Origin of the sequence: Aquibacillus saliphilus (assembly GCF_020404745.1) — a bacterium.
Classification (GTDB): domain Bacteria; phylum Bacillota; class Bacilli; order Bacillales; family Amphibacillaceae; genus Aquibacillus; species Aquibacillus saliphilus.
Map to the genome: position 1 here is coordinate 141,641 of NZ_JAIZAP010000001.1, position 20,495 is coordinate 162,135.

Below are 20,495 nucleotides of genomic sequence, written 5' to 3' on the forward strand. Positions count from 1 at the left end.
ATATAATGTGGCAAGGGTTTTTTATTGTCATAATTCTGAAGTTGCGCGACATATTCACTTTTTATCTATAAAAGTTTTCAGAACCGGTATTCACAAAACTAAAAGCTACCCAAAGACACTAGGAGCCTTTAACTCGAAAATTTCTTGAAGAAATAGGTTCAACGGAGCTAGACAAAGCTTGTTGGAATGATACTACTATCGAAAGCAAATTTACTTAGGTTGATTGACAACGAGGTGTGTATTTTTTTCGGAGGGCACTGAATCCTCTACGAATTGTATGAATGACACAGAGAGTAAAGGAATTATTAGATGATTATGACTTTTTTTATGTTTTCTTCATAAACAAGTCATAATTTAGTAGGACAACGTCATAGACTTAAAATGTCAAAGATTCGTAAAGCTCTATGGCGAAGTAGATCGGGAGGGGATCATTTGGAAAGAGTTGATATTTTTAAGGATATCTCGAAACGGACTAATGGAGATATTTATTTAGGTGTTGTTGGAGCAGTGCGTACTGGTAAATCAACTTTTATTAAGAAGTTTATGGAACTAGTGGTATTGCCGAATATTTCCGATGAAGGTGAAAGAGCTAGAGCACAGGATGAATTACCACAAAGTGCTGCTGGGAAAACGATAATGACAACAGAGCCGAAATTTGTTCCAAATCAGGCTGTATCGGTAAAAGTGGATGAAGGTCTCGATGTGAATGTTAGACTAGTTGATTGTGTAGGGTATGCAGTAAAAAGCGCTCAGGGATTTGAAGATGAGAATGGTCCAAGAATGATTAACACACCATGGTATGAAGAACCTATTCCATTTCATGATGCAGCAGAAATAGGAACAAGAAAAGTTATTCAAGAGCATTCTACGATGGGTGTTGTTGTAACTACTGATGGCTCAATTGGAGAAATACCTAGAGGCGACTATGTTGATTCTGAGGAAAGAGTAGTAGAAGAATTAAAAGAAGTTGGAAAACCATTTATTATGGTTGTTAACTCTGTACAACCTTATAACCAGGATACAGAGTTATTAAGGCAAGAGCTTTCCGAAAAATACGATATTCCGGTATTGGCAATGAGTGTTGAAAGCATGAGCGATCATGATGTTTATAACGTATTACGTGAGGCTTTATATGAGTTCCCTGTACTTGAAGTTAATGTTAACCTTCCAAGTTGGGTTATGGTGCTTAGTGAAGATCACTGGCTAAGAGAAAATTACCAGTTAGCAATACAGGAAACAGTAAAAGATATTAAACGCCTTCGTGATGTTGATCGTGTTGTTGGTAACTTTGATGCTTATGATTATATAGAACATGCACAACTAGCCGGGATGGAAATGGGAGATGGTGTAGCTGAAATTGATTTACGTGCACCTGACTACCTTTATGACCAAGTACTTAAAGAAATTGTAGGTGAAGAAATAAGAGGAAAAGATCATCTGTTAGAATTAATGCAAGATTTTGCTAATGCAAAAAGAGAGTATGATCAAGTTTCTGATGCATTAAAGATGGTTAAACAAACGGGTTATGGTATTGCTGCACCAACTTTGAAGGATATGATTTTAGATGAACCTGAGATAATACGCCAAGGATCAAGGTTTGGTGTCAGATTAAAAGCAGTAGCCCCATCAATCCATATGATTAAGGTTGAAGTCGAATCTGAATTTGCTCCTATAATTGGTACAGAAAAACAAAGTGAAGAACTAGTTCGCTATTTGATGCAAGATTTTGAGGAAGATCCACTGTCTATTTGGGAATCTGATATTTTTGGCAGATCCTTAAGTTCGATTGTTCGTGAGGGGATACAGGCTAAGCTTTCATTAATGCCTGAAAATGCACGGTATAAATTAAAAGAAACACTTGAAAGAATAATAAATGAAGGATCTGGTGGTTTAATAGCAATAATCCTTTAACGGCTTGTATTACAGGCCGTTTTTTCATTGTCTTGGAAACTATAAATTGGACTGCTTTGTGGATAATTAATTACTAAGTTAGCCACGTCTAGCTCCAGCGCCTACTTCCTCGAGGTCTTAAGTCAATTCTCTTTGCCTGCAAAGAACTCATTCGTCGATGCTTGTCTTAAGCTTGTCGGAGGTGAGCAAGGCGCCCTGCGCTTTTGTTCTTCAATAAAAGTAAAATTGGCGCAATTCACTAGTAACAAGTTATGAAATGAACATCAACCTTAAAAAGACGTTAAGAAAACCCATCAGGTTTTTTAAACGTCTTTTTAACTATTTCCTGAAAACTATAAAATTATTTTTCAGTTATAGTTTCTAGGCAAGGTTAGGTCGAGGTAGCTCCAACGCGATAACATCAAGTGAAATAACTTCGAAGTGGTTTAGCAACGAGTATTCTAAATTTGCAGCTACCTGCTAAGAGGTTCAAAGAGTAACTATTTAACATAGAAAAAAGCGCCATGGCGGGCTTTCGATTTATTATCTAGTGTGATCAGTTCCCAAATTTTCGCTTTCATTCTTATAAGTGGAGTTATTGATCTAGTGATAATTTGACGAAAGAGTTGATAAACCCTTGTATATCAGGTGGTCGAACATCTTGCATAAGATTTCCAACTATGTTACGATTCATTTAAATTAAGCCGAGTTTTCATAGGACGAAACAACAAAATAAACAAAATTTGCTCTTTTTTGTTGAAATTCCACGAAAACTCGTTTAATATAAGCTTTGTCATCATTTAATTGGTGGTAAATTGTATAAAATCTAGAATATTTGTGAACAAATGGAATTAAATACATTTTGTTCGAAAGTACTGGATATATGAATTTGGGAGGAGGTGAATGTCATGAACAAAACAGACCTAATTAATGCAGTTGCAGAAAAAAGCGAGCTATCAAAAAAAGATGCAACAAAAGCTGTAGACGCAGTTTTTGAATCTATCATGGATTCACTTAAAGACGGAGAAAAAGTCCAATTAATTGGTTTTGGAAACTTCGAGGTACGTGAACGTGCTGCACGTAAAGGACGTAATCCTCAAACAGGTGATGAAATTGATATCCCTGCAAGCAAGGTTCCAGCTTTCAAACCAGGTAAAGCCCTTAAAGATATTGTAAAATAATAATTTACATATGGGCAGAAAAAGGGTGCATTTGCACCCTTTTTCTTTTTGGGGAAAATCGGGACTTATCTTTCTTACGTTGACATACATAGCTATATAAGAGAATATTAAATAAATAGTGAATGGAGGATAAAAGATGAGCGATACTAATAATCCTAGAGACTATGTTGTAATTAAAGCTTTAGAAGATGGTGTTCAAGTAATTGGCTTAACTCGAGGAACTGATACTAGATTTCATCATTCAGAGAAACTGGATAAAGGTGAAATTATGGTTGCACAATTTACGGAGCATACTTCTGCAGTTAAGTTAAGAGGGAAGGCTATCATGCAAACAAGTTATGGTGAAATCCGAAATGATGACCAATAAGTTACTATACATAATCGGGAAAAACGGCGAAAACCACAAAATTATGTTATAATAATTTTTGGTTATAGAGGAATACGAAAGAGAAGGGCTTAGGTGATTAACTTGAATACCCCTGATTTAACGGTAAATGAATTAAAAATAGCTATCGAAAAACAACTAAATCATTCTTACCTGGAGAAGTTTATCCAAAAACCCGTTATTGATGAAGACAAATTGCTTATACTATCCTCTCTCTTACAAAATACAACTTTCTCTGAACATAAAAAGAAAAATTATATTGTAACTACTATGCTTGTCCAAATAGCTTTAGATACTCATGATTTAGTAACAGAGACTGCAGATAAAGATGAGTCAGATTTAAGTAGAAAAACACGCCAACTAACGGTACTAGCTGGTGATTACTATAGCGGACTTTATTATTATATATTATCGGAATTAAGTGATATTCCAATGATTCACACACTAGCTTCGGCTATTAAAGAGATAAATGAGCTAAAAATGTCAATTTACTATAAAGAGTTTAATTCTGTGCAGGATTTGATGGACTCATTAAAAAAACTAGAATCCTTATTAATACAACGCGTTGCAGAACATATACAAAGAACTTCTATTCTTGAACTTACTGGTGATTGGTTGTTAATGAGAAAGTTGATTCGCGAAAAAAAGACCTTCCTTAATAAAGGTAGATCCCCTGTTTTTGATTTGTTGACCGAAGGATTAGCGTATAATGTTAACGGTAATCAAATAGTTTATACGGTTGAAGACACAATTCAAAAGCATGTATCTCATGTAGAAGATGCGATTAGTCATTTACCTGTCCAATTCCATTCACTTAAATTATATGCAAATGCCATCCTTGATGACAACTTAGGTAAAAACACAATAGTAGTGGAAGAAGGTTAAAAATATGGAGCAGAATTCTAAAGAGGAGCGAGTACATCACGTATTCGAAAAAATCTATGATAGATATGATTTTATGAATTCAGTTATATCTTTTCAAAGACACCGGGCATGGCGAAAAGATGTAATGAAACGTATGGATGTACCAACTGGTTCTAAAACATTAGATGTTTGTTGTGGTACTGGTGATTGGTCAATTTCACTGGCTCACGTTGTCGGACAGACTGGTAGGGTTGTCGGGTTGGATTTTAGTCAAAATATGCTTTCTATCGGTAAACAAAAACAAGAAGAGCTAGATTTAAATCAATTGAAATTTGTACATGGTAATGCGATGGAGCTACCTTTTGAGGATAATTCTTTTGACTATGCCACGATTGGTTTTGGTCTTAGAAATGTCCCTGATTATGTTCAAGTGCTCCAAGAGATGAAACGTGTTGTGAAACCAGGTGGTAAAGTAGTTTGTCTTGAAACGTCACAACCGACAATGATTGGATTTAGACAGCTATATTATTTTTATTTTAAGTTTATTATGCCTTTATTTGGAAGAGTTTTGGCTAAAAGTTATCAAGAGTACGCCTGGTTACACGAATCGGCAAAAGATTTTCCGGGAAAAAAAGAACTCAAAGAAATGTTTGAAGAAGTTGGACTTAACAATATAGTCATCAAAAGCTATACTGGTGGTGTAGCAGCAATGCATATGGGCGAAAAGCCTCTTTAAAATCATAAATTAAAGGTGAACCAAATGAAACTAGCAATGACCTATTCTTACTTAAAAAATGACCTCGATAAAATTGAGGAGGCATTGAATCAAACGATACATGCAAAGCACCCAGTTTTGCGGGAAGCTTCTATACAATTATTAAATGCTGGTGGAAAAAGGCTTCGTCCAGTTTTTGCCTTGTTATCCGGTATGTTTGGTGATTATAATATAGATCGAATTAAGACAGTAGCTGTTTCTCTAGAGCTAATTCACATGGCCTCTTTAGTTCACGACGATGTTATCGATGAATCTGAATTACGACGTGGTGAACCTACTGTAAAAGCTAAGTGGGATAATCGAATAGCTATGTACACGGGGGATTACATATTTGCAAGATCCCTAGAATATCTAACTTCTTTAGAAAATCCACGTGCGCATAAAATATTAGCTGAAACAATGGTGGAGTTAACTATCGGTGAAATGGAGCAAATAAAAGACAAATATGATTTAAATCAGAATGTAAGAAATTACCTTAGAAGAATTAGAAGAAAAACTGCTTTGCTCATTTCTTCAAGTTGTCAATTAGGGGCAATTGCTGCAAATGTTCCTTTGAAACAAGAGAAAGCACTTTATCGATATGGCTATTACATTGGGATGTCGTATCAAATTATTGATGATATTCTTGATTTCACTTCTAGTGAGGCGCAATTAGGTAAGCCTGCGGGAAGCGATTTGTTGCAAGGTAATTTGACATTACCGGTATTGTACGCGATGAGTGATAATCAGTTTAAAAATCAAATCGAAAGTTTTTTTAACGATCCTTCTTCTCTAACTCAAGAAGCTATTCAACCACTTTTGCAGCAGATAAAAGGTTCAGATGCAATCAATCAGTCTTTTAAATTAAGTAATAAATACTTAGAAAAAGCGTATGAATCTCTAAATGAATTACCGAATATTAAGTCAAAGCATACTTTAAAAGATATCGCTACATACATTGGTAAAAGAAAATCATAATTAATTGTCTTTAGAGGTTTTTTTTGGTAAAGTTTAAAAAGGTTCTATTTATTAGCGCTTACATAAGATTAGTTGAGCCTCAAATTTAAATCGGGGTTCACAGTTGGTGTTAGTCAATAATAACTATACATAGCTAAAGAGGTGGAGTATGGAAAAGACTTTTTTAATGATTAAACCGGACGGGGTACAAAGAGGATTAATAGGAGAAGTGGTTACACGCTTTGAAAAGAAAGGGTACAAACTAGCAGGAGCCAAACTAATGACTATTACGAACGATTTAGCATCTGAACATTATGGTGAGCATAAGGGTAAACCTTTCTATGATAATCTTGTTGCTTTTATTACCTCTGGTCCTGTATTTGCAATGGTATGGGAAGGGGATAACGTGATAGCTACAGCTCGTCAAATGATGGGTAAAACGAACCCTCAAGAGGCATCGACAAGTACAATTAGAGGTGACTTTGGTGTCACGGTGGGCAAAAATATAATTCACGGTTCCGATTCTCCAGAGAGTGCTGAACGAGAAATAGGGTTATTTTTTAATCGTTCCGAGTTAATCGAATATCAAAAAGATAGCGATAAATGGACATATTAATACTACGGTTTTTCTTTCCTCGTCTAATTCAGACGAGGTTTTTTAAATTGTCTAGGAAATTATAAAATGGACTGTTGTGGATTATTAATTACTAAGTTAGCCATGTCCGGCTTCGGCGCCTATCCCCTCGAAGTCTTAAGAAAAGTCTCTATGACTGCAAAAAAACTAAGGCGCCGAGGCTTTTCTTAAGTTTGTCGGGGGAGCAAGCGCCTGGGCTTTTGTTTTTTAACACATATGTTTTCCTAGGAAACTTGCACTTTTATTTATTATAATAAATAATATCTATAAGTATATAAATACAAAGAGATAGTTAAGGGGAATAGAAACATGAGCGACTATCAAAAATTTTCTGCGTTGATAAAAGGAAAAACTGGTATAGATTTATCGTTATATAAAGAAATGCAAATGAAGAGAAGGCTAACCTCTCTCTATGAAAAAAGAGGTTTTACTAGTTTTGATTCGTATTTTCATGGACTATCGTCAAATAAAGAATTTTTAGAGGAATTTCTAGATAGAGTAACAATTAATGTTTCTGAGTTTTATAGAAACTATAGTCGTTGGGCTACCCTTGAACAAAAAGTATTACCTATGTTATTAACTAATAAAAAGAAACTTAGAATTTGGAGTGCTGCATGTTCTACAGGAGAAGAACCCTATACAATTGCTATGATATTAAGCAAATATGTAGATTTGAGTTCAATAGAGATATTGGCAACTGATCTGGATGAAAAAGTACTTGAACGTGCGAGAACGGGAGTATATCCAGAACGTGCTTTACAAGAGGTGCCTATCACTATAAAAAATAAATATTTTCAACAAGAAGGAACCTTTTATAAAGTAGATGATAGAATTAAAAAATGTGTTACGTTCAAAAAACACAATTTGTTGTCAGATACATATACAACTAGTTTTGATTTAATTGTTTGTAGAAATGTACTAATATACTTTACCGAAGAAGCTAAAGCTATGGTTTATGATAAATTCAGCAACTCGTTGGTATCTGGAGGAGTGTTCTTTGTTGGTAGTACTGAACAAATATTTAGTCCCGATCGATACGGATTAAGTGTGTATGATACATTTTTTTATACCAAAAATTAGTTTTATATATCTGATTTTTCAGTATAAATTCTTTAATTGAATAGGTCCTTTATTAATCTATATTTTCTAAAAAATCTAAAAATGTATCATTTAAATGAACACAAGATAAATAAGGTATGATATAGTAGTACAAAATTAAAATAAATGGAGGTAACTACATGCGCTACTTAACTGCAGGAGAATCACATGGTAAACAATTAACTACAATAGTAGAAGGTATTCCTTCTTTAATGCCTCTAACTAAAGAAAATATAAATAGTTCATTGCTAAGAAGACAAAAAGGCCACGGTCGTGGGAAACGAATGCAAATTGAAAAAGATTTGGTTGATATTGCTGGTGGTGTACGTCATGGTTATACACTAGGCTCACCAATAGCCATGGTAATACATAATGATGATTTCAAACATTGGGAAGATATTATGGGAGATGACCCTATTTCTGATGATCAGGATATAAGAAGAAGGGTGACTAGACCTCGTCCAGGTCATGCTGATTTGAATGGTGCAATTAAATATGGCCACCGTGACATGCGTAATATTTTAGAGCGATCATCTGCACGAGAAACGGCGGCACGAGTAGCAGCTGGAGCTGTAGCTAAGACACTTCTAGCTGAGTTAGATATCAATATAGTAGGGTATGTAAGAGAAATAGCAGGAATTAAAGCTGAAGAATATCCAGATATGGGTATCTCAGATAGAATTAAAGTATCAGAAGAATCGCCAGTTCGTACTCTAGATTCTGAAGCCGGACAACAAATGATGGACGCTATCGATCAAGCAAAAAAAGACGGTGACTCCATTGGTGGGGTTTGTGAAGTATATATCGAAGGCATGCCAGCAGGAGTTGGATCTTATGTCCATTATGACCGTAAATTAGATGGTAGGATTGCCGGTGCCGTATCGAGTATAAATGCTTTTAAGGGTGTTGAATTTGGGATTGGCTTTGAAGCTGCTAGAAAAAATGGTAGTCAAGTACATGATGAGATCGCTTGGGATGATGACCGTGGTTATTATAGAAAAACGAACCGTTTAGGTGGTTTCGAAGGTGGAATGACTACGGGAATGCCTGTTGTTGTTAAAGGTGTTATGAAACCTATCCCAACACTTTATAAACCATTGCAAAGTGTTGATATTGAATCGAAGGAGCCATTTAATGCTAGTATAGAAAGATCTGATTCATGCGCTGTACCAGCTGCTGCTGTTGTGATGGAGCACGTTGTAGCTTTTGAATTAGCAAAAGCATTACTAGAACAGTTTCCGCACGATCAATTTCCTAAGTTGAAAAAGGCTATTGATGAGTACCGAGAAGAAATTAGGTGTTTTTAATGGACTCTTTATCTATTAATACAAGTACCAACAAATACAATGTATTTGTTGGTACTAAATTGCGTTTTAAGATAGCTACATTTCTTGAAAAACAGTATAAAAAGATATTAATAGTTACAGACGACCAAGTTGCGAACCATTATTTGGAAGATGTTAAAAATTCATTTGATTCAAAAGTAAATATTTTTTCGGTAATTATTCCTGCGGGAGAATCATCAAAAAGTCAACAACAATACTTTAACCTTATATCAAGAGCTATCGAGGTCGGACTGGATAGACAGTCCTTAATAATAGCACTCGGCGGTGGAATGGTTGGGGACCTTGCGGGATTCGCTGCTGCAACTTATATGAGGGGGATTGATTATGTTCAAGTCCCAACGTCAATTCTAGCGCATGATAGTAGTGTCGGAGGTAAGGTTGCTATTAACCATTCAGAAGGTAAGAATTTGATAGGAAGCTTTTATCCACCACAGGCTGTTGTTTATGATGTAGAGACGCTACATTCACTTCCTGAGAAAGAAGTGCGGTCAGGTTACGCAGAGGTTGTTAAGCATGGATTAATTAGTGATGAAATATTTTTTCATCAGGTGTTAGATACAGACCTAACCTCAAAGCTATCAAACGAGATACTTACAGAGCACTTGTTAAAAGGTATAAATGTAAAAGCAACAATTGTTCAAAATGACGAAAAAGAATCGAATGTACGTAAATATTTAAATTTCGGACATACACTAGGACACGCATTAGAAGCGAACTTAGGTTATGGACAAATCACTCATGGAGAAGCTGTTGCTATTGGCATGTTATTTGCTTTACGTGTCAGTGAAAAAACATATGGAGTTAAACTTCCCTATCAACCCCTGTATAGCTGGTTGATTTCAAATAATTATCCATTAACTTTACCTACACAAGATATTGAATCATTAATAAACCGTATGAAAAAGGATAAAAAGTCGTTAAATAACCATGTTCAAATGGTATTACTAAAAACTGTTGGACAACCAACTGTTGAACAACTGGATGATGACCTATTAAAACAAGAGCTAGATAATTTCATGAGAGAGTTGGTGAATCATTGATTAGAGGCATACGTGGTGCGACAACGGTTGACGAGAATCGTGAGAACACAATTATTAAGAACACAAAAATACTAATACAAGAAATGGTTCAAACTAACAAAGTAATTCCTGAGGATATTGCATCTGTATTTATCTCGGTTACTTCAGATATTAATGACGGTTTTCCAGCAAAAGCACTGCGTCTAATAGATGGTTGGACATACGTTCCTGTTATGTGTATGCAAGAAATTGATGTACCTAATAGTCTAGAAAAATGTATAAGGATTATGATGACTGTAAATACCGAAAAGAATCAAAAAGAAGTTACTCATATTTATCATAATGAAGCGATAAAACTACGCCCAGATTTATCCCGGAAATAGATTGGAGAGAAGTAGAATGCAAGGTAAAGAAATATTTAGGAGCATGACACCCTATAAACCAGGAAAACAAATAGAGGATGTAAAAAAAGAGTATGGGTTAGATAGGATTGTTAAGTTAGCTTCCAATGAGAATCCGTTTGGATATTCCAACGAAGTTAAAAAGGCAATTCCACAGCTAATCCAAAATTTAGAAATATATCCAGATGGATACACCACAGAGCTCAGGAACGGCCTTGCAAATAAATTAGGAGTAAAAAAAGATCAGCTTGTTTTTGGATGTGGTTCGGATGAAGTGGTTGATATTATCTGTCGCACATACTTAGAACCTGGCCTAAATACAATAATGGCAACACCAACCTTTCCTCAGTACCAACACAATGCTTTAATTCAAGGTGCTAAGATTAAAGAGGTTCCTTTAATTGATGGCTATCATGATCTTAACGGTATGTTAGATGAAATTGATAAAGATACTAAAATTGTATGGCTTTGTACACCTAATAACCCGACTGGTTGTTTAATCAGCAATGATAAGTTTGAACAATTCATGAAAAAGTGCCCTTCTGATGTTTTAGTGGTCATTGATGAAGCGTATTTTGAGTATATCGAAACAAGTGACTCCCCTGATACTATTCAAGCATTGAATGATTATCCAAACTTGATTGTTTTACGGACTTTTTCGAAAGCATACGGTCTAGCTGGGTTAAGAATTGGTTATGGAGTAGCGAATGAAGAAATAACTAGCTTGTTAAATATTACTAGGGGGCCGTTCAATACAACAAGTGTTGCTCAGGGTTCTGCGCTTATTGCCTTAAAAGATGAAACATTTTTACAAGAATCCGTTAGCAAAAATATCGAGATTAAACACAGGTTTATAGAGTTTTTGGATAAAATAGGATTAACTTATTATGACTCCCAAACTAATTTTGTCTTTGTGAATTTACCAATAAGTGGGGATGAGATGTTTCAGCATCTTCTGACCAAAGGATTTATTGTTCGTTCTGGAGAGGCTTTAGGACATCCGAACGGTGTACGAATTACGATTGGTCACCTGCAAGATATGGAGGAATTACAAGGCTTAATCGCAGAGTACTTAGCTGTTCATAAAGAGGAGAATACAAATTGACGCAAACGATTGTAATAGCTGGTTTAGGACTGATTGGTGGTTCGCTAGCAACAAATATAAAGCAAACTACTGACCATCATTTGATTGGCTATGATATTAGTAAGAAAACACTTGATTATTGTATGCTTAACGGAATCATTGATGAAGCGATTAATGATTTTGACACAGCTGCACAAAAAGCAGACTACCTTATTTTAGCAACACCTGTCACAAGAACAGTTGAATTGATAGATAAGTTAAACAGTATCGCTTTTGAAAAACCTGTTACGATTACTGACGTCTCTTCAGTAAAGGCTCCTATAATGGAAGTAGCCAATAAACTAACATCTAATTTGATTACCTTCATTGGCGGGCATCCAATGGCGGGTTCTCATAAAAAAGGAATCCAAGCTGCAAAGGGACATTTATTTGAGAATGCAATCTATATTTTAACACCAGATAATAATTGTTCGTTAGCAAAAATTGATCAACTAAAAGATATTCTAAAAGGAACGAAAAGTAATTTCCTTACTTTGGAACCAAAAGAACATGATGAAATGACAAGTGTGATATCTCATTTTCCACATTTAATCGCATCTTCACTTGTTCACCAAGCTAAATCTTGGCAAAAGACACATGAATATATTCCAAAGCTTGCTGCAGGCGGATTTAGAGATATTACCAGAATAGCATCGAGTAATCCGGCTATGTGGCAAGATATATTTTTTCATAATCGACAAGGAATGAGTAATTTATTAGAGGATTGGATTTCGGAGATGACTTCGCTTAAGAGTTTGTTGGAGACAGGTGATAAAATCTCTATGTATCATTATTTAGAACAAGCTAAGGAATATCGAGATGGTTTGGATGGTAAAGAAAAAGGGGCAATCCCGTCATTTTACGATTTATATGTAGATATCCATGATCAACCTGGGGCTCTGTTAAGTGTAATTGAATTGTTGGCAAATAAAGAGATAAGTATTATCAATATAGAAATACTTGAAATAAGAGAAGGTATTACTGGAGTTCTTAGACTAAGCTTTCAAAATAAGACAGCACAACTTGCTAGTAATGAGATATTAATAGACCATAGTTACGAAACTATGATTGGAGATTAAAAGGGGGGGTTCTTTATGAGTGAGAAAGTGTTACACCCTGTACATAAGCCATTACAGGGCTCTTTACGAGTTCCTGGTGATAAATCAATTTCGCACAGAGCAATCATATTTGGGTCCTTAGCTAAAGGGAAGACGACTATTTCTCATTTCCTAGACGGCGAGGATTGCCTAAGAACGATAGCGGCATTCCAAGCGATGGGAGTATCGATAGAGCAAAAAGGACGTACTGTTACCATTGAAGGGAAAGGTATTGAGGAACTAAAAGAACCGAATCAACCCATTTATTTGGGTAATTCGGGTACAACTGCAAGATTGCTGTTAGGGATTCTCGCGGGACTTCCATACCATTTCACTCTCTATGGTGATGATTCATTAAGTAAACGCCCTATGGACCGCGTCTCTATCCCGCTAACAGAAATGGGTGCAAAAATAGATGGAAGACAAAGGGGTAAATTATTACCACTCTCTGTTAGGGGAGGTAAATTAAAGAGTATTGTCTTTGAAACACCAGTTAAAAGTGCACAAGTGAAGTCTGGTGTACTGCTTGCTGGTTTGTTAGCAGAAGGAATAACAGAGGTGACAGAAAGAACAACAACGAGAGATCATACAGAAAACATGTTGCTTGCTTTTGGTGGAGAAATTACAAAGCAGCAAGATAAAATTAGCATCGAAGGTGGTCAACAGCTGAAAGGGACGTCTATCGAGGTACCTGGCGACATTTCATCTGCAGCATTTTTTCTGGTTGCTGCAGCGATATCAAGTGGAAGTGATTTAACAATAACCAATGTTGGTCTTAATCCAACTCGAACAGGGATTATTGATGTACTTAAAAAAATGGGTGCAGATCTTGATGTTGTCTGGAGTCAGTCAGTTGGTGGCGAAGCAATCGGTTCTATTTCGATTAAATCATCTAGTTTGAAGGCAACCGTTATTGAAGGTGAGATTATTCCCCGTATTATTGATGAACTTCCAATCGTAGCTTTATTAGCGTCTCAGGCAGAAGGTCAAACAATCATTCGTGACGCTGAAGAATTGAGACATAAAGAGACCGATAGAATTGCATCAGTTGTAAAAACGTTAACAGCATTAGGAGTAGAGATTGAAGGGACCAATGATGGTATGATTATAACTGGCGGTGCTACTTTGAAGGGCGCTTGTGTTGACTCCTTAGGAGATCACCGCATCGGTATGATGATTGCTGTCGCGTCGTTAATAGCAAACAGTCAAGTCACTCTTCAAAATGCGGAATGTATAGCAGTTTCATATCCAAACTTTTTTAGTGATTTAGAAAAAATAATAAAAACTTAATCATAGTATTGAAAGTACCTTCATACTTTTTCTTAAACAGAAGGAGAGGATAAAGTATGGGGGTCTATTATTTTTACAGTAATTACATTTTTGATGATGGACATTGGTTAAGTAAAAGTATTCAAGTAGAGAACGATAAAATAGTTATCACACAGGTTAATAAGCATCGTACTAAACAAATGAATATTGATTATTACTGGGTCGGTCCTGGTAAAGTGTACATCGATTTTGAAGACCCCTTACATCAACGAGAAGATCTAGAGAGTACGGTAAATAGGTATATATATCGAGGATGCACTCTCTTGATTTGTCAATTACCAATAACTAGTAATGTATTTTTTAAGCAAGAATTTGAACAATTTAAAGCCACTCTTTCCTCATTACCAATCGATTACATGATTGTTCCTCGAGTTCAGGCAAGCTTATTACGCCCTAGTATAATAAAGTTTTTCGGGAAAAATAAAATGCCATTTGTTTTAATAGACACAAAAAACAAAGAAGAATTATTAGAAGTCAAATGGGAATGGATTCAAGCTGCTCAATACTTTTCAGGAATCCCTTTAGTGCTTTCTCATGATGAACCAACCAATAAAAGTAAGGGGCTATCGACCATTTGGAACGATATTTGTGAAGAGCATCGGATTGATGTAATTAAAGAGAAATTAACTGATTATCCTCTATCAAAAGAAACGCTTCGATTAACAGGTATTTCACCTCTAAAAGGTGAATTTCTACATCAAAGTAGTGCTGACTACAATTTATTTGAGTTAGACAAAATCCCTTCCATTGATGAACGATCAAAATTAAGATATCATAAAGCTATCCCGGTAGTAACTGTATCAAAGGGTGAAGTGATTAAAGCTAATCATTTGGTGCGACCTGTACTGGGTAAAGGTGAGCTCAAACAGGTATCTATTCCTAAGCACTTTTTGTGAACAGGTACTTCATTTTTAGATTAAAAGTTTGCTAAGATAAATAGTTAATCGTAGTAGTGTAGGAAGGATGAAATTGGCGTGGAAGAAATACATGAGGCAATAAAATTAATGGAACAAAATAAAACTGAGGATGCTATAAATAAGTTAGAGCAATTCTTACCGCGAGCAGATGAAGAAGAGAAGTACACAATTGCTGAGTTATACATGGAATGGGGTATGTTAGAAGAAGCTAAATTTATACTGATAGAACTTTCTCAACAATATCCGAATGAACCTGAACTTAAAATTATGCTATCAGATATTCATATTGACCTACAAGAGGACGAAGAAGCGATTAATATTTTAAATCGATTTTCCCCTGAGGATGAAGAATATTTAGAAGCACTTTTGCAATTAGCTGATTTATATCAAGCCCAAGGTTTATTTGAAGTCGCCGAACAAAAACTATTAGAGGCAAAAAGCACCGATCCATTAGAACCGTTAATTGACTTTGCACTTGGTGAACTAGCTTTTTCAAACGGTGAATACATTAAATCGATACCTTACTATGAAAAAGTGTACAGTACGCAGCAAATTATTGCTGATGTTGAAATTGGGGTTAGACTTGCAGAAGCATATGCTGGAACTGGAGAGTTCGAAAAAGCTATTGAGTTCTTTAAAGCTAGTCAAAATGAGGACCCTGATAGTCTATTTCGTTATGGATTTATAGCATATCGTGCAGATCGTTTAGATATCTCAATAAAAGTATGGGAGCAGTTAGTAGAAAAAGATCCGAGTTATCAGTCTGTTTATCTATACTTAGCGAAATGTTACGAAACAGAGGGAATGGTTGAAGAAGCGTTTGAAACTGCTAAAAAGGGCTTAAAAGTTGATGAGTTTAATAAAGAATTATATCACTTAGCAGGTGTCTTAGCGCGTAAATGCGGATATGGAGAAGAAAGTTACCAGTTAGTAAAAGAAGCGGTAGCGATTGATCCAGGTTATAATGAAGCAGTGTTATTCTTAATTGAAAATTATAAAGAAGACCAAGATAATGAGGCAATTGTTGATTTGTTAACCCATATAATTGAATTAGGTGAAGAAGACGCCAACTATAAATGGGAACTGGCGAAAGCCTATAAAGAAATAGAATCGTATGATGATGCATTAAATCAGTATAATGACGCATACAATAACTTTAAAGACGATACTGACTTTTTACAAGAGTATGGATATTTCCTTGTTGAAGAAGGGAGGATAGCTGACGCTATAAATGCTTTTTCAAAATATCTAACAATAGAACCAACCGACAATGAGATAGCTGATTACGTAGATCGTCTAAAACAAAATGAAGATAGTTTGTAATTATAAGTGTCTTTTAACTAGGAGGGGACAGAAATTTGAATACTTCTGTTTCGATAAAAGATAAGAAGGAGTTTATCCGTTGGTTTTTAAGTAATTATCAGTTAAAAAGAAGAGAGAGTGTTTGGATACTAAACTACTTAATAAATCATGATTCGTTATTAAAAAATGTTCATTTTATAAGAGAGGCACGTTATTGTCCAAGAGGAATTGTTATCTCAACACATTGTTCAAAAGATGTTCCATTTCGTTTTTATAAAAATCATATCGTTACAACAGACGCAGAGAAGTCATTCCATGACATACGGCTTAATCGTAATGATGCTATTTATATTCAATTAAGCTTTAAGAACTCAATTCAATCTGCTTCATATGCTGCAGTATTAGAAGAAAATCCTTTTCTACCAGATGATTATTTTATTACTGAAAAGGATCAAAATTTAGCAAAGAAATTATTAGATACATCGTTGTTTGAATACCAGCGAGAACTGCTTCAATCAAAGATTGACAATGCACTAGATAATCGTGATGAATTAGAATTCAAGAAGTACACGGAGCAATTAAATGATTTAGAGCTTCAATTTAACAAAACTAAAATAAATAAATAGGTCGTTCTAAAAGCACGAATTTTACTTTCTAAGTGAAATTCGTTTTTTTTTGTTGATAAATTTAGTAAAATAGATAAATAATAGTAAAAAGGTGGATCTGTTATGAAATGGCAAAAAGAAGATATTGACCAGTACCAGGGAGCGGAAGAATTTGTAGATACATTATTAATACCTTTAATGCCTATAACGATGAATAGTAAAAAAGATATTAAAAAATTAGCATTCCAAGGAGATTTGTTAAACTTTTTTGCGAATGAAATTGAAAAACAGTTTAAAGGACGTATATTTTTAATTCCTACGTACAGTTATTATGAGAGTAATGAAAGTGAAAATGAAGTAGAACGTCTTAATAATTGGGTAAATCAATTAACGAAAAATCCTTTTAAGCATGTATTTTTTCTAACATTTGATCATCACTGGAAAAAAGACGAACGAAATTTAGATGGGAATTTGTTGTGGTTTCCTGCTATTCAAACAGAGGAAATTGATTCAAAACAGACCCAACCAATTTTAAAGGATCAAATTACGCAGATAAATGAATTGATTCGTAGCTATTGGTAAACAAAATAGTCTGTATAGTAGAGATAATTTATTGACCGGACAATTACTTTGCGCTATCATGGTAATGTCCTAGTAAACTGTGAGAAAAAAATACCATGAAGGTTGTATAAAGCACAGAGGGGGGTAAAAGATGAGTGAAAAGAAACAACAAGTATCCCGTCGTCAATTTTTAAACTACACACTTACGGGGGTAGGGGGATTTATGGCGGCTGGAATGCTTGCACCGATGGTTAGATTTGCAATTGACCCAGTACTACAGCCGGCATCAACAGGAGATTATCAAGCTGTTGCACAATTGGAAGATATTACAAATGAACCACAACGATTTGATTGGACAATAGATCAGATTGACGCCTGGTATGAATCCGAAGTAACAAAAAGTGCATGGGTGTATAAAGATGATAATGATGAAATTATAGCGCTTTCTCCTGTATGTAAGCACCTTGGTTGCTTTGTTTCATGGGCAGGAAGTGATGAGCATCCTGATCAATTTTACTGTCCTTGTCACGATGGACGTTATTACAAAGATGGTGTAAATGTTCCAGGTACACCTCCTGCAGCAGCTTTGGATGAATTTGAGTATAAAACTGAGGACGGAACATTGTATCTTGGAAAAGCAAAGCCGAGAGGAGCGTAAGAAATGCTACAAAAAATTTATGATTGGGTAGATGAGCGTGTTGATATTACGCCTTTGTGGCGAGACATTGCTGACCATGAAGTACCAGAACACGTAAATCCAGCACATAATTTCTCAGCATTTGTTTACTGTTTTGGAGGATTAACTTTCTTCGTAACTGTTATCCAAATATTATCTGGAATGTTTTTGACGATGTATTATGTTCCTGATATTGAGAATGCCTGGAAATCTGTGTACTATTTACAAACAGAAGTAGCTCACGGACAAATAGTACGTGGCATGCACCACTGGGGTGCAAGTGTGGTAATAGTAATGTTATTTTTACATACATTGCGTGTATTTTTTCAAGGTGCATATAAAAAGCCGCGTGAACTTAATTGGATTGTTGGTGTTTTAATCTTTTTCATAATGCTTGGATTAGGATTAACTGGATACTTACTTCCATGGGATAACAAAGCATATTTTGCTACAGTAGTTACACTTGAAATTGCTGAAGGTATTCCGATTGTTGGTGAGATGACTAAAACGTTACTTGCTGGTAATCCAGAAATAGTAGGGGCGCAAACATTAACGAGATTCTTTGCTATTCATGTATTTTTCTTACCTGCAGCCTTGTTTGCATTAATGGCAGTTCATTTTATTTTAATACGAAAACAAGGTATTTCAGGACCAATGTAAGACTATCATTTATACTATCTGAAAGAATAACTCCAGGAGCCTAATAGGGCTTTGATGGAATAGTATAAGAAAAACTTCGGTACACTCTATTATTTAGGACGAGACATGCCAAGTTTTTCGATTAAGGAGGGAAAGCAGTGAAAAAGGGTAAAGGGATGAAGTTTGTTGGCGATTCCCGTATAACTGCCGAAAAAGTAAGATTTATACCTAAAGACTATTCAGAGTACCCTGGTAAAACAGAAGCTTTTTGGCCTAACTTTCTTCTAAAAGAATGGTTAGCAGGTTCTGTCTTCCTTGTTGGGTTTTTATGCTTAGTCTTAGCACACCCTGCGCCGCTTGAAGGACCAGCGGACCCAACGGATGCTGCATATTTACCTTTACCAGACTGGTATTTCTTATTTTTATATCAACTTTTAAAATATGAATTTGCAAGTGGTACCTTTTTTATCGTAGGTGCTCTAGTTATGCCTGGTCTTGCTTTTGGAGGACTCATGTTAGCGCCTTTTCTCGATAAAGGAAAAGGCAGAAGACCTACAAAAAGACCGATTACAGTTAGTTTAATGCTACTAGGTATTGCCTCTGTTTTTTGGTTGACTTGGCAAGCTGCAGATCATGTAGATTGGGACGCTAAAGCAGAACAAAATAAACCAGTACCACCAGGTTCAACAGTCGAAATTGATACTGAAGATCCAGGGTATGCCGTCTATGAACAAAGTTGTTTATCTTGTCATGGCGGTGAATTAGAAGGTGTAGCAGGACCTTCATTAGTTGGAATTGAGTACAGTGCTGATGAAATAAAAGAAATAGCTGTAGAAGGTATTGGTGACATGCCTCCTGGTCAGTTTGATGGAACAGAAGAAGAGTTGCAACAACTTGCTGATTTCATAGTATCTACCAATGAACAAGCAAAAGAAGAATAATAAATTAACCCTCGTCTATATTGACGAGGGTTAATTTTTTGTATAATATTTGTGTTACCAGCAGAAAGGACAAATCTTATGATAAAACAGTTGTTGCTTGATCGCACATTCTTAATTTTGTTATTGATAATCAATACTTTTGGAACGATCTATGGTTATATTTGGTATGAGGGACAATTAGTTATAACGCCGGCAAAATTTTTGATTTTTGTTCCTGATAGTCCGACAGCTAGTCTTTTTTTTGTGATATTTTTATTATTCTTTATTATGGGTAAGAATGTTCCTTATATTGAAGCATTAGCTATTGTCACCCTATTTAAATATGGTACTTGGGCAGTTGTCATGAACATATTAACATTAGTTGTTAGTGGGGATTTATCTTGGTCTGGATATATGCTAATTGCCTCGCATGGTGCAATGGCAATTCAAGGATTACTCTATTCCCAGTTTTATAAGATAAAAATGAAACATCTTGTAGTTGCAGGAATATGGACGTTACATAATGATGTGATTGATTATGTTTTTGGGATGATGCCGCGCTATTCTACTTTATCAGAATATATGAACCAGATCGGATATTTCACTTTTTGGTTAAGTGTCGTTTCTATAGGTATTGCTTACTTTTTATCAGTTAAAAAGAATAATATCATGTATAACAATCGATAGTGGTCTAAACTTGTCTCCTCTATCATACATTGACAAGAGAGTGTATGTGAGAGGAGATTATTATGTTTAAAAAAATTATAAATCTAACCTTAATAGCAATTATAATATGC

22 protein-coding genes are annotated in these 20,495 nt (G+C 35.3%); all 22 read left to right on the plus strand.

Annotated features, from left to right (window positions below; genetic code table 11):
- Positions 1-432 precede the first annotated feature (432 nt).
- Positions 433-1,911 carry a stage IV sporulation protein A gene (gene spoIVA / locus LD272_RS00795; RefSeq protein WP_226034679.1) on the plus strand — a complete coding sequence of 493 codons (1,479 nt, stop codon included), beginning with the start codon at positions 433-435 and terminating at the stop codon, positions 1,909-1,911.
- Positions 1,912-2,798: 887 nt separating this feature from the next.
- A complete protein-coding gene (gene hbs / locus LD272_RS00800; RefSeq protein WP_226034680.1) occupies positions 2,799-3,071 on the plus strand; it encodes a non-specific DNA-binding protein Hbs in 273 nt (90 codons plus the stop codon).
- 136 nt (positions 3,072-3,207) lie between these two features.
- Positions 3,208-3,438, plus strand: coding sequence for a trp RNA-binding attenuation protein MtrB (gene mtrB, locus LD272_RS00805; RefSeq protein WP_226034681.1), 231 nt, complete (start codon positions 3,208-3,210; stop codon positions 3,436-3,438).
- A gap of 93 nt (positions 3,439-3,531) precedes the next feature.
- Positions 3,532-4,341, plus strand: coding sequence for a heptaprenyl diphosphate synthase component 1 (locus LD272_RS00810; protein ID WP_226034682.1), 810 nt, complete (start codon positions 3,532-3,534; stop codon positions 4,339-4,341).
- A 4-nt stretch (positions 4,342-4,345) separates the two neighbouring features.
- Positions 4,346-5,056 (plus strand): demethylmenaquinone methyltransferase, encoded by a 711-nt coding sequence (locus LD272_RS00815; protein WP_226034683.1) that lies wholly within the window; start codon positions 4,346-4,348, stop codon positions 5,054-5,056.
- Between the two features lie 24 nt (positions 5,057-5,080).
- A complete protein-coding gene (gene hepT / locus LD272_RS00820; RefSeq protein WP_226034684.1) occupies positions 5,081-6,052 on the plus strand; it encodes a heptaprenyl diphosphate synthase component II in 972 nt (323 codons plus the stop codon).
- Positions 6,053-6,200: 148 nt separating this feature from the next.
- Positions 6,201-6,647: a nucleoside-diphosphate kinase gene (ndk, locus tag LD272_RS00825; RefSeq protein ID WP_226034685.1), complete on the plus strand. Its 447-nt coding sequence runs from the start codon at positions 6,201-6,203 to the stop codon at positions 6,645-6,647.
- Between the two features lie 327 nt (positions 6,648-6,974).
- Positions 6,975-7,745 (plus strand): CheR family methyltransferase, encoded by a 771-nt coding sequence (locus LD272_RS00830; RefSeq protein ID WP_226034686.1) that lies wholly within the window; start codon positions 6,975-6,977, stop codon positions 7,743-7,745.
- A 158-nt stretch (positions 7,746-7,903) separates the two neighbouring features.
- Positions 7,904-9,070: a chorismate synthase gene (gene aroC / locus LD272_RS00835; RefSeq protein ID WP_226034687.1), complete on the plus strand. Its 1,167-nt coding sequence runs from the start codon at positions 7,904-7,906 to the stop codon at positions 9,068-9,070.
- Positions 9,070-10,149 (plus strand): 3-dehydroquinate synthase, encoded by a 1,080-nt coding sequence (gene aroB, locus LD272_RS00840; protein ID WP_226034688.1) that lies wholly within the window; start codon positions 9,070-9,072, stop codon positions 10,147-10,149. The genes aroC and aroB overlap by 1 nt, the downstream gene beginning before the upstream one ends.
- Positions 10,146-10,511, plus strand: coding sequence for a chorismate mutase (aroH, locus tag LD272_RS00845; protein WP_226034689.1), 366 nt, complete (start codon positions 10,146-10,148; stop codon positions 10,509-10,511). Before aroB ends, aroH begins: the two co-directional genes overlap by 4 nt.
- A gap of 16 nt (positions 10,512-10,527) precedes the next feature.
- Entirely contained in the window at positions 10,528-11,634 is a 1,107-nt protein-coding gene (gene hisC / locus LD272_RS00850; RefSeq protein ID WP_226034690.1) for a histidinol-phosphate transaminase, read from the plus strand.
- Positions 11,631-12,731, plus strand: coding sequence for a prephenate dehydrogenase (locus LD272_RS00855; RefSeq protein WP_226034691.1), 1,101 nt, complete (start codon positions 11,631-11,633; stop codon positions 12,729-12,731). Before hisC ends, LD272_RS00855 begins: the two co-directional genes overlap by 4 nt.
- Positions 12,732-12,746: 15 nt before the next feature.
- Positions 12,747-14,039 carry a 3-phosphoshikimate 1-carboxyvinyltransferase gene (gene aroA, locus LD272_RS00860; RefSeq protein WP_226034692.1) on the plus strand — a complete coding sequence of 431 codons (1,293 nt, stop codon included), beginning with the start codon at positions 12,747-12,749 and terminating at the stop codon, positions 14,037-14,039.
- 56 nt (positions 14,040-14,095) lie between these two features.
- Positions 14,096-14,974, plus strand: coding sequence for a hypothetical protein (locus LD272_RS00865; protein WP_226034693.1), 879 nt, complete (start codon positions 14,096-14,098; stop codon positions 14,972-14,974).
- Between the two features lie 78 nt (positions 14,975-15,052).
- Entirely contained in the window at positions 15,053-16,318 is a 1,266-nt protein-coding gene (locus LD272_RS00870; RefSeq protein WP_226034694.1) for a tetratricopeptide repeat protein, read from the plus strand.
- Positions 16,319-16,353: 35 nt separating this feature from the next.
- On the plus strand, positions 16,354-16,923 hold the full coding sequence (locus tag LD272_RS00875; RefSeq protein ID WP_226034695.1) for a ReoY family proteolytic degradation factor: 570 nt from the start codon (positions 16,354-16,356) through the stop codon (positions 16,921-16,923).
- Between the two features lie 102 nt (positions 16,924-17,025).
- Positions 17,026-17,484 carry a YpiF family protein gene (locus LD272_RS00880; protein ID WP_226034696.1) on the plus strand — a complete coding sequence of 153 codons (459 nt, stop codon included), beginning with the start codon at positions 17,026-17,028 and terminating at the stop codon, positions 17,482-17,484.
- A 130-nt stretch (positions 17,485-17,614) separates the two neighbouring features.
- A complete protein-coding gene (locus LD272_RS00885) occupies positions 17,615-18,121 on the plus strand; it encodes a Rieske (2Fe-2S) protein (protein ID WP_226034697.1) in 507 nt (168 codons plus the stop codon).
- 3 nt (positions 18,122-18,124) lie between these two features.
- A complete protein-coding gene (gene qcrB, locus LD272_RS00890) occupies positions 18,125-18,799 on the plus strand; it encodes a menaquinol-cytochrome c reductase cytochrome b subunit (RefSeq protein ID WP_226034698.1) in 675 nt (224 codons plus the stop codon).
- 137 nt (positions 18,800-18,936) lie between these two features.
- Positions 18,937-19,719 (plus strand): menaquinol-cytochrome c reductase cytochrome b/c subunit, encoded by a 783-nt coding sequence (locus LD272_RS00895; protein WP_226034699.1) that lies wholly within the window; start codon positions 18,937-18,939, stop codon positions 19,717-19,719.
- A gap of 78 nt (positions 19,720-19,797) precedes the next feature.
- The gene (gene lhaT / locus LD272_RS00900; RefSeq protein ID WP_226034700.1) at positions 19,798-20,385 is read left to right on the plus strand and encodes a lipoprotein heptaprenylglyceryl N-acetyltransferase LhaT; all 588 of its coding nucleotides are present in this window, start codon (positions 19,798-19,800) and stop codon (positions 20,383-20,385) included.
- Positions 20,386-20,495: the final 110 nt, after the last annotated feature.

What these genes read in the sequence shown, in the direction of transcription:
- hbs (WP_226034680.1), top strand. Translation starts at nt 2,799, where the DNA reads ATGAACAAAACAGACCTAATTAATGCAGTTGCAGAAAAAAGCGAGCTA.
- mtrB (WP_226034681.1), top strand. Translation starts at nt 3,208, where the DNA reads ATGAGCGATACTAATAATCCTAGAGACTATGTTGTAATTAAAGCTTTA.
- LD272_RS00815 (WP_226034683.1), top strand. Translation starts at nt 4,346, where the DNA reads ATGGAGCAGAATTCTAAAGAGGAGCGAGTACATCACGTATTCGAAAAA.
- hepT (WP_226034684.1), top strand. Translation starts at nt 5,081, where the DNA reads ATGAAACTAGCAATGACCTATTCTTACTTAAAAAATGACCTCGATAAA.
- ndk (WP_226034685.1), top strand. Translation starts at nt 6,201, where the DNA reads ATGGAAAAGACTTTTTTAATGATTAAACCGGACGGGGTACAAAGAGGA.
- LD272_RS00830 (WP_226034686.1), top strand. Translation starts at nt 6,975, where the DNA reads ATGAGCGACTATCAAAAATTTTCTGCGTTGATAAAAGGAAAAACTGGT.
- aroC (WP_226034687.1), top strand. Translation starts at nt 7,904, where the DNA reads ATGCGCTACTTAACTGCAGGAGAATCACATGGTAAACAATTAACTACA.
- aroB (WP_226034688.1), top strand. Translation starts at nt 9,070, where the DNA reads ATGGACTCTTTATCTATTAATACAAGTACCAACAAATACAATGTATTT.
- hisC (WP_226034690.1), top strand. Translation starts at nt 10,528, where the DNA reads ATGCAAGGTAAAGAAATATTTAGGAGCATGACACCCTATAAACCAGGA.
- aroA (WP_226034692.1), top strand. Translation starts at nt 12,747, where the DNA reads ATGAGTGAGAAAGTGTTACACCCTGTACATAAGCCATTACAGGGCTCT.
- LD272_RS00865 (WP_226034693.1), top strand. Translation starts at nt 14,096, where the DNA reads ATGGGGGTCTATTATTTTTACAGTAATTACATTTTTGATGATGGACAT.
- LD272_RS00880 (WP_226034696.1), top strand. Translation starts at nt 17,026, where the DNA reads ATGAAATGGCAAAAAGAAGATATTGACCAGTACCAGGGAGCGGAAGAA.
- LD272_RS00885 (WP_226034697.1), top strand. Translation starts at nt 17,615, where the DNA reads ATGAGTGAAAAGAAACAACAAGTATCCCGTCGTCAATTTTTAAACTAC.
- qcrB (WP_226034698.1), top strand. Translation starts at nt 18,125, where the DNA reads ATGCTACAAAAAATTTATGATTGGGTAGATGAGCGTGTTGATATTACG.
- lhaT (WP_226034700.1), top strand. Translation starts at nt 19,798, where the DNA reads ATGATAAAACAGTTGTTGCTTGATCGCACATTCTTAATTTTGTTATTG.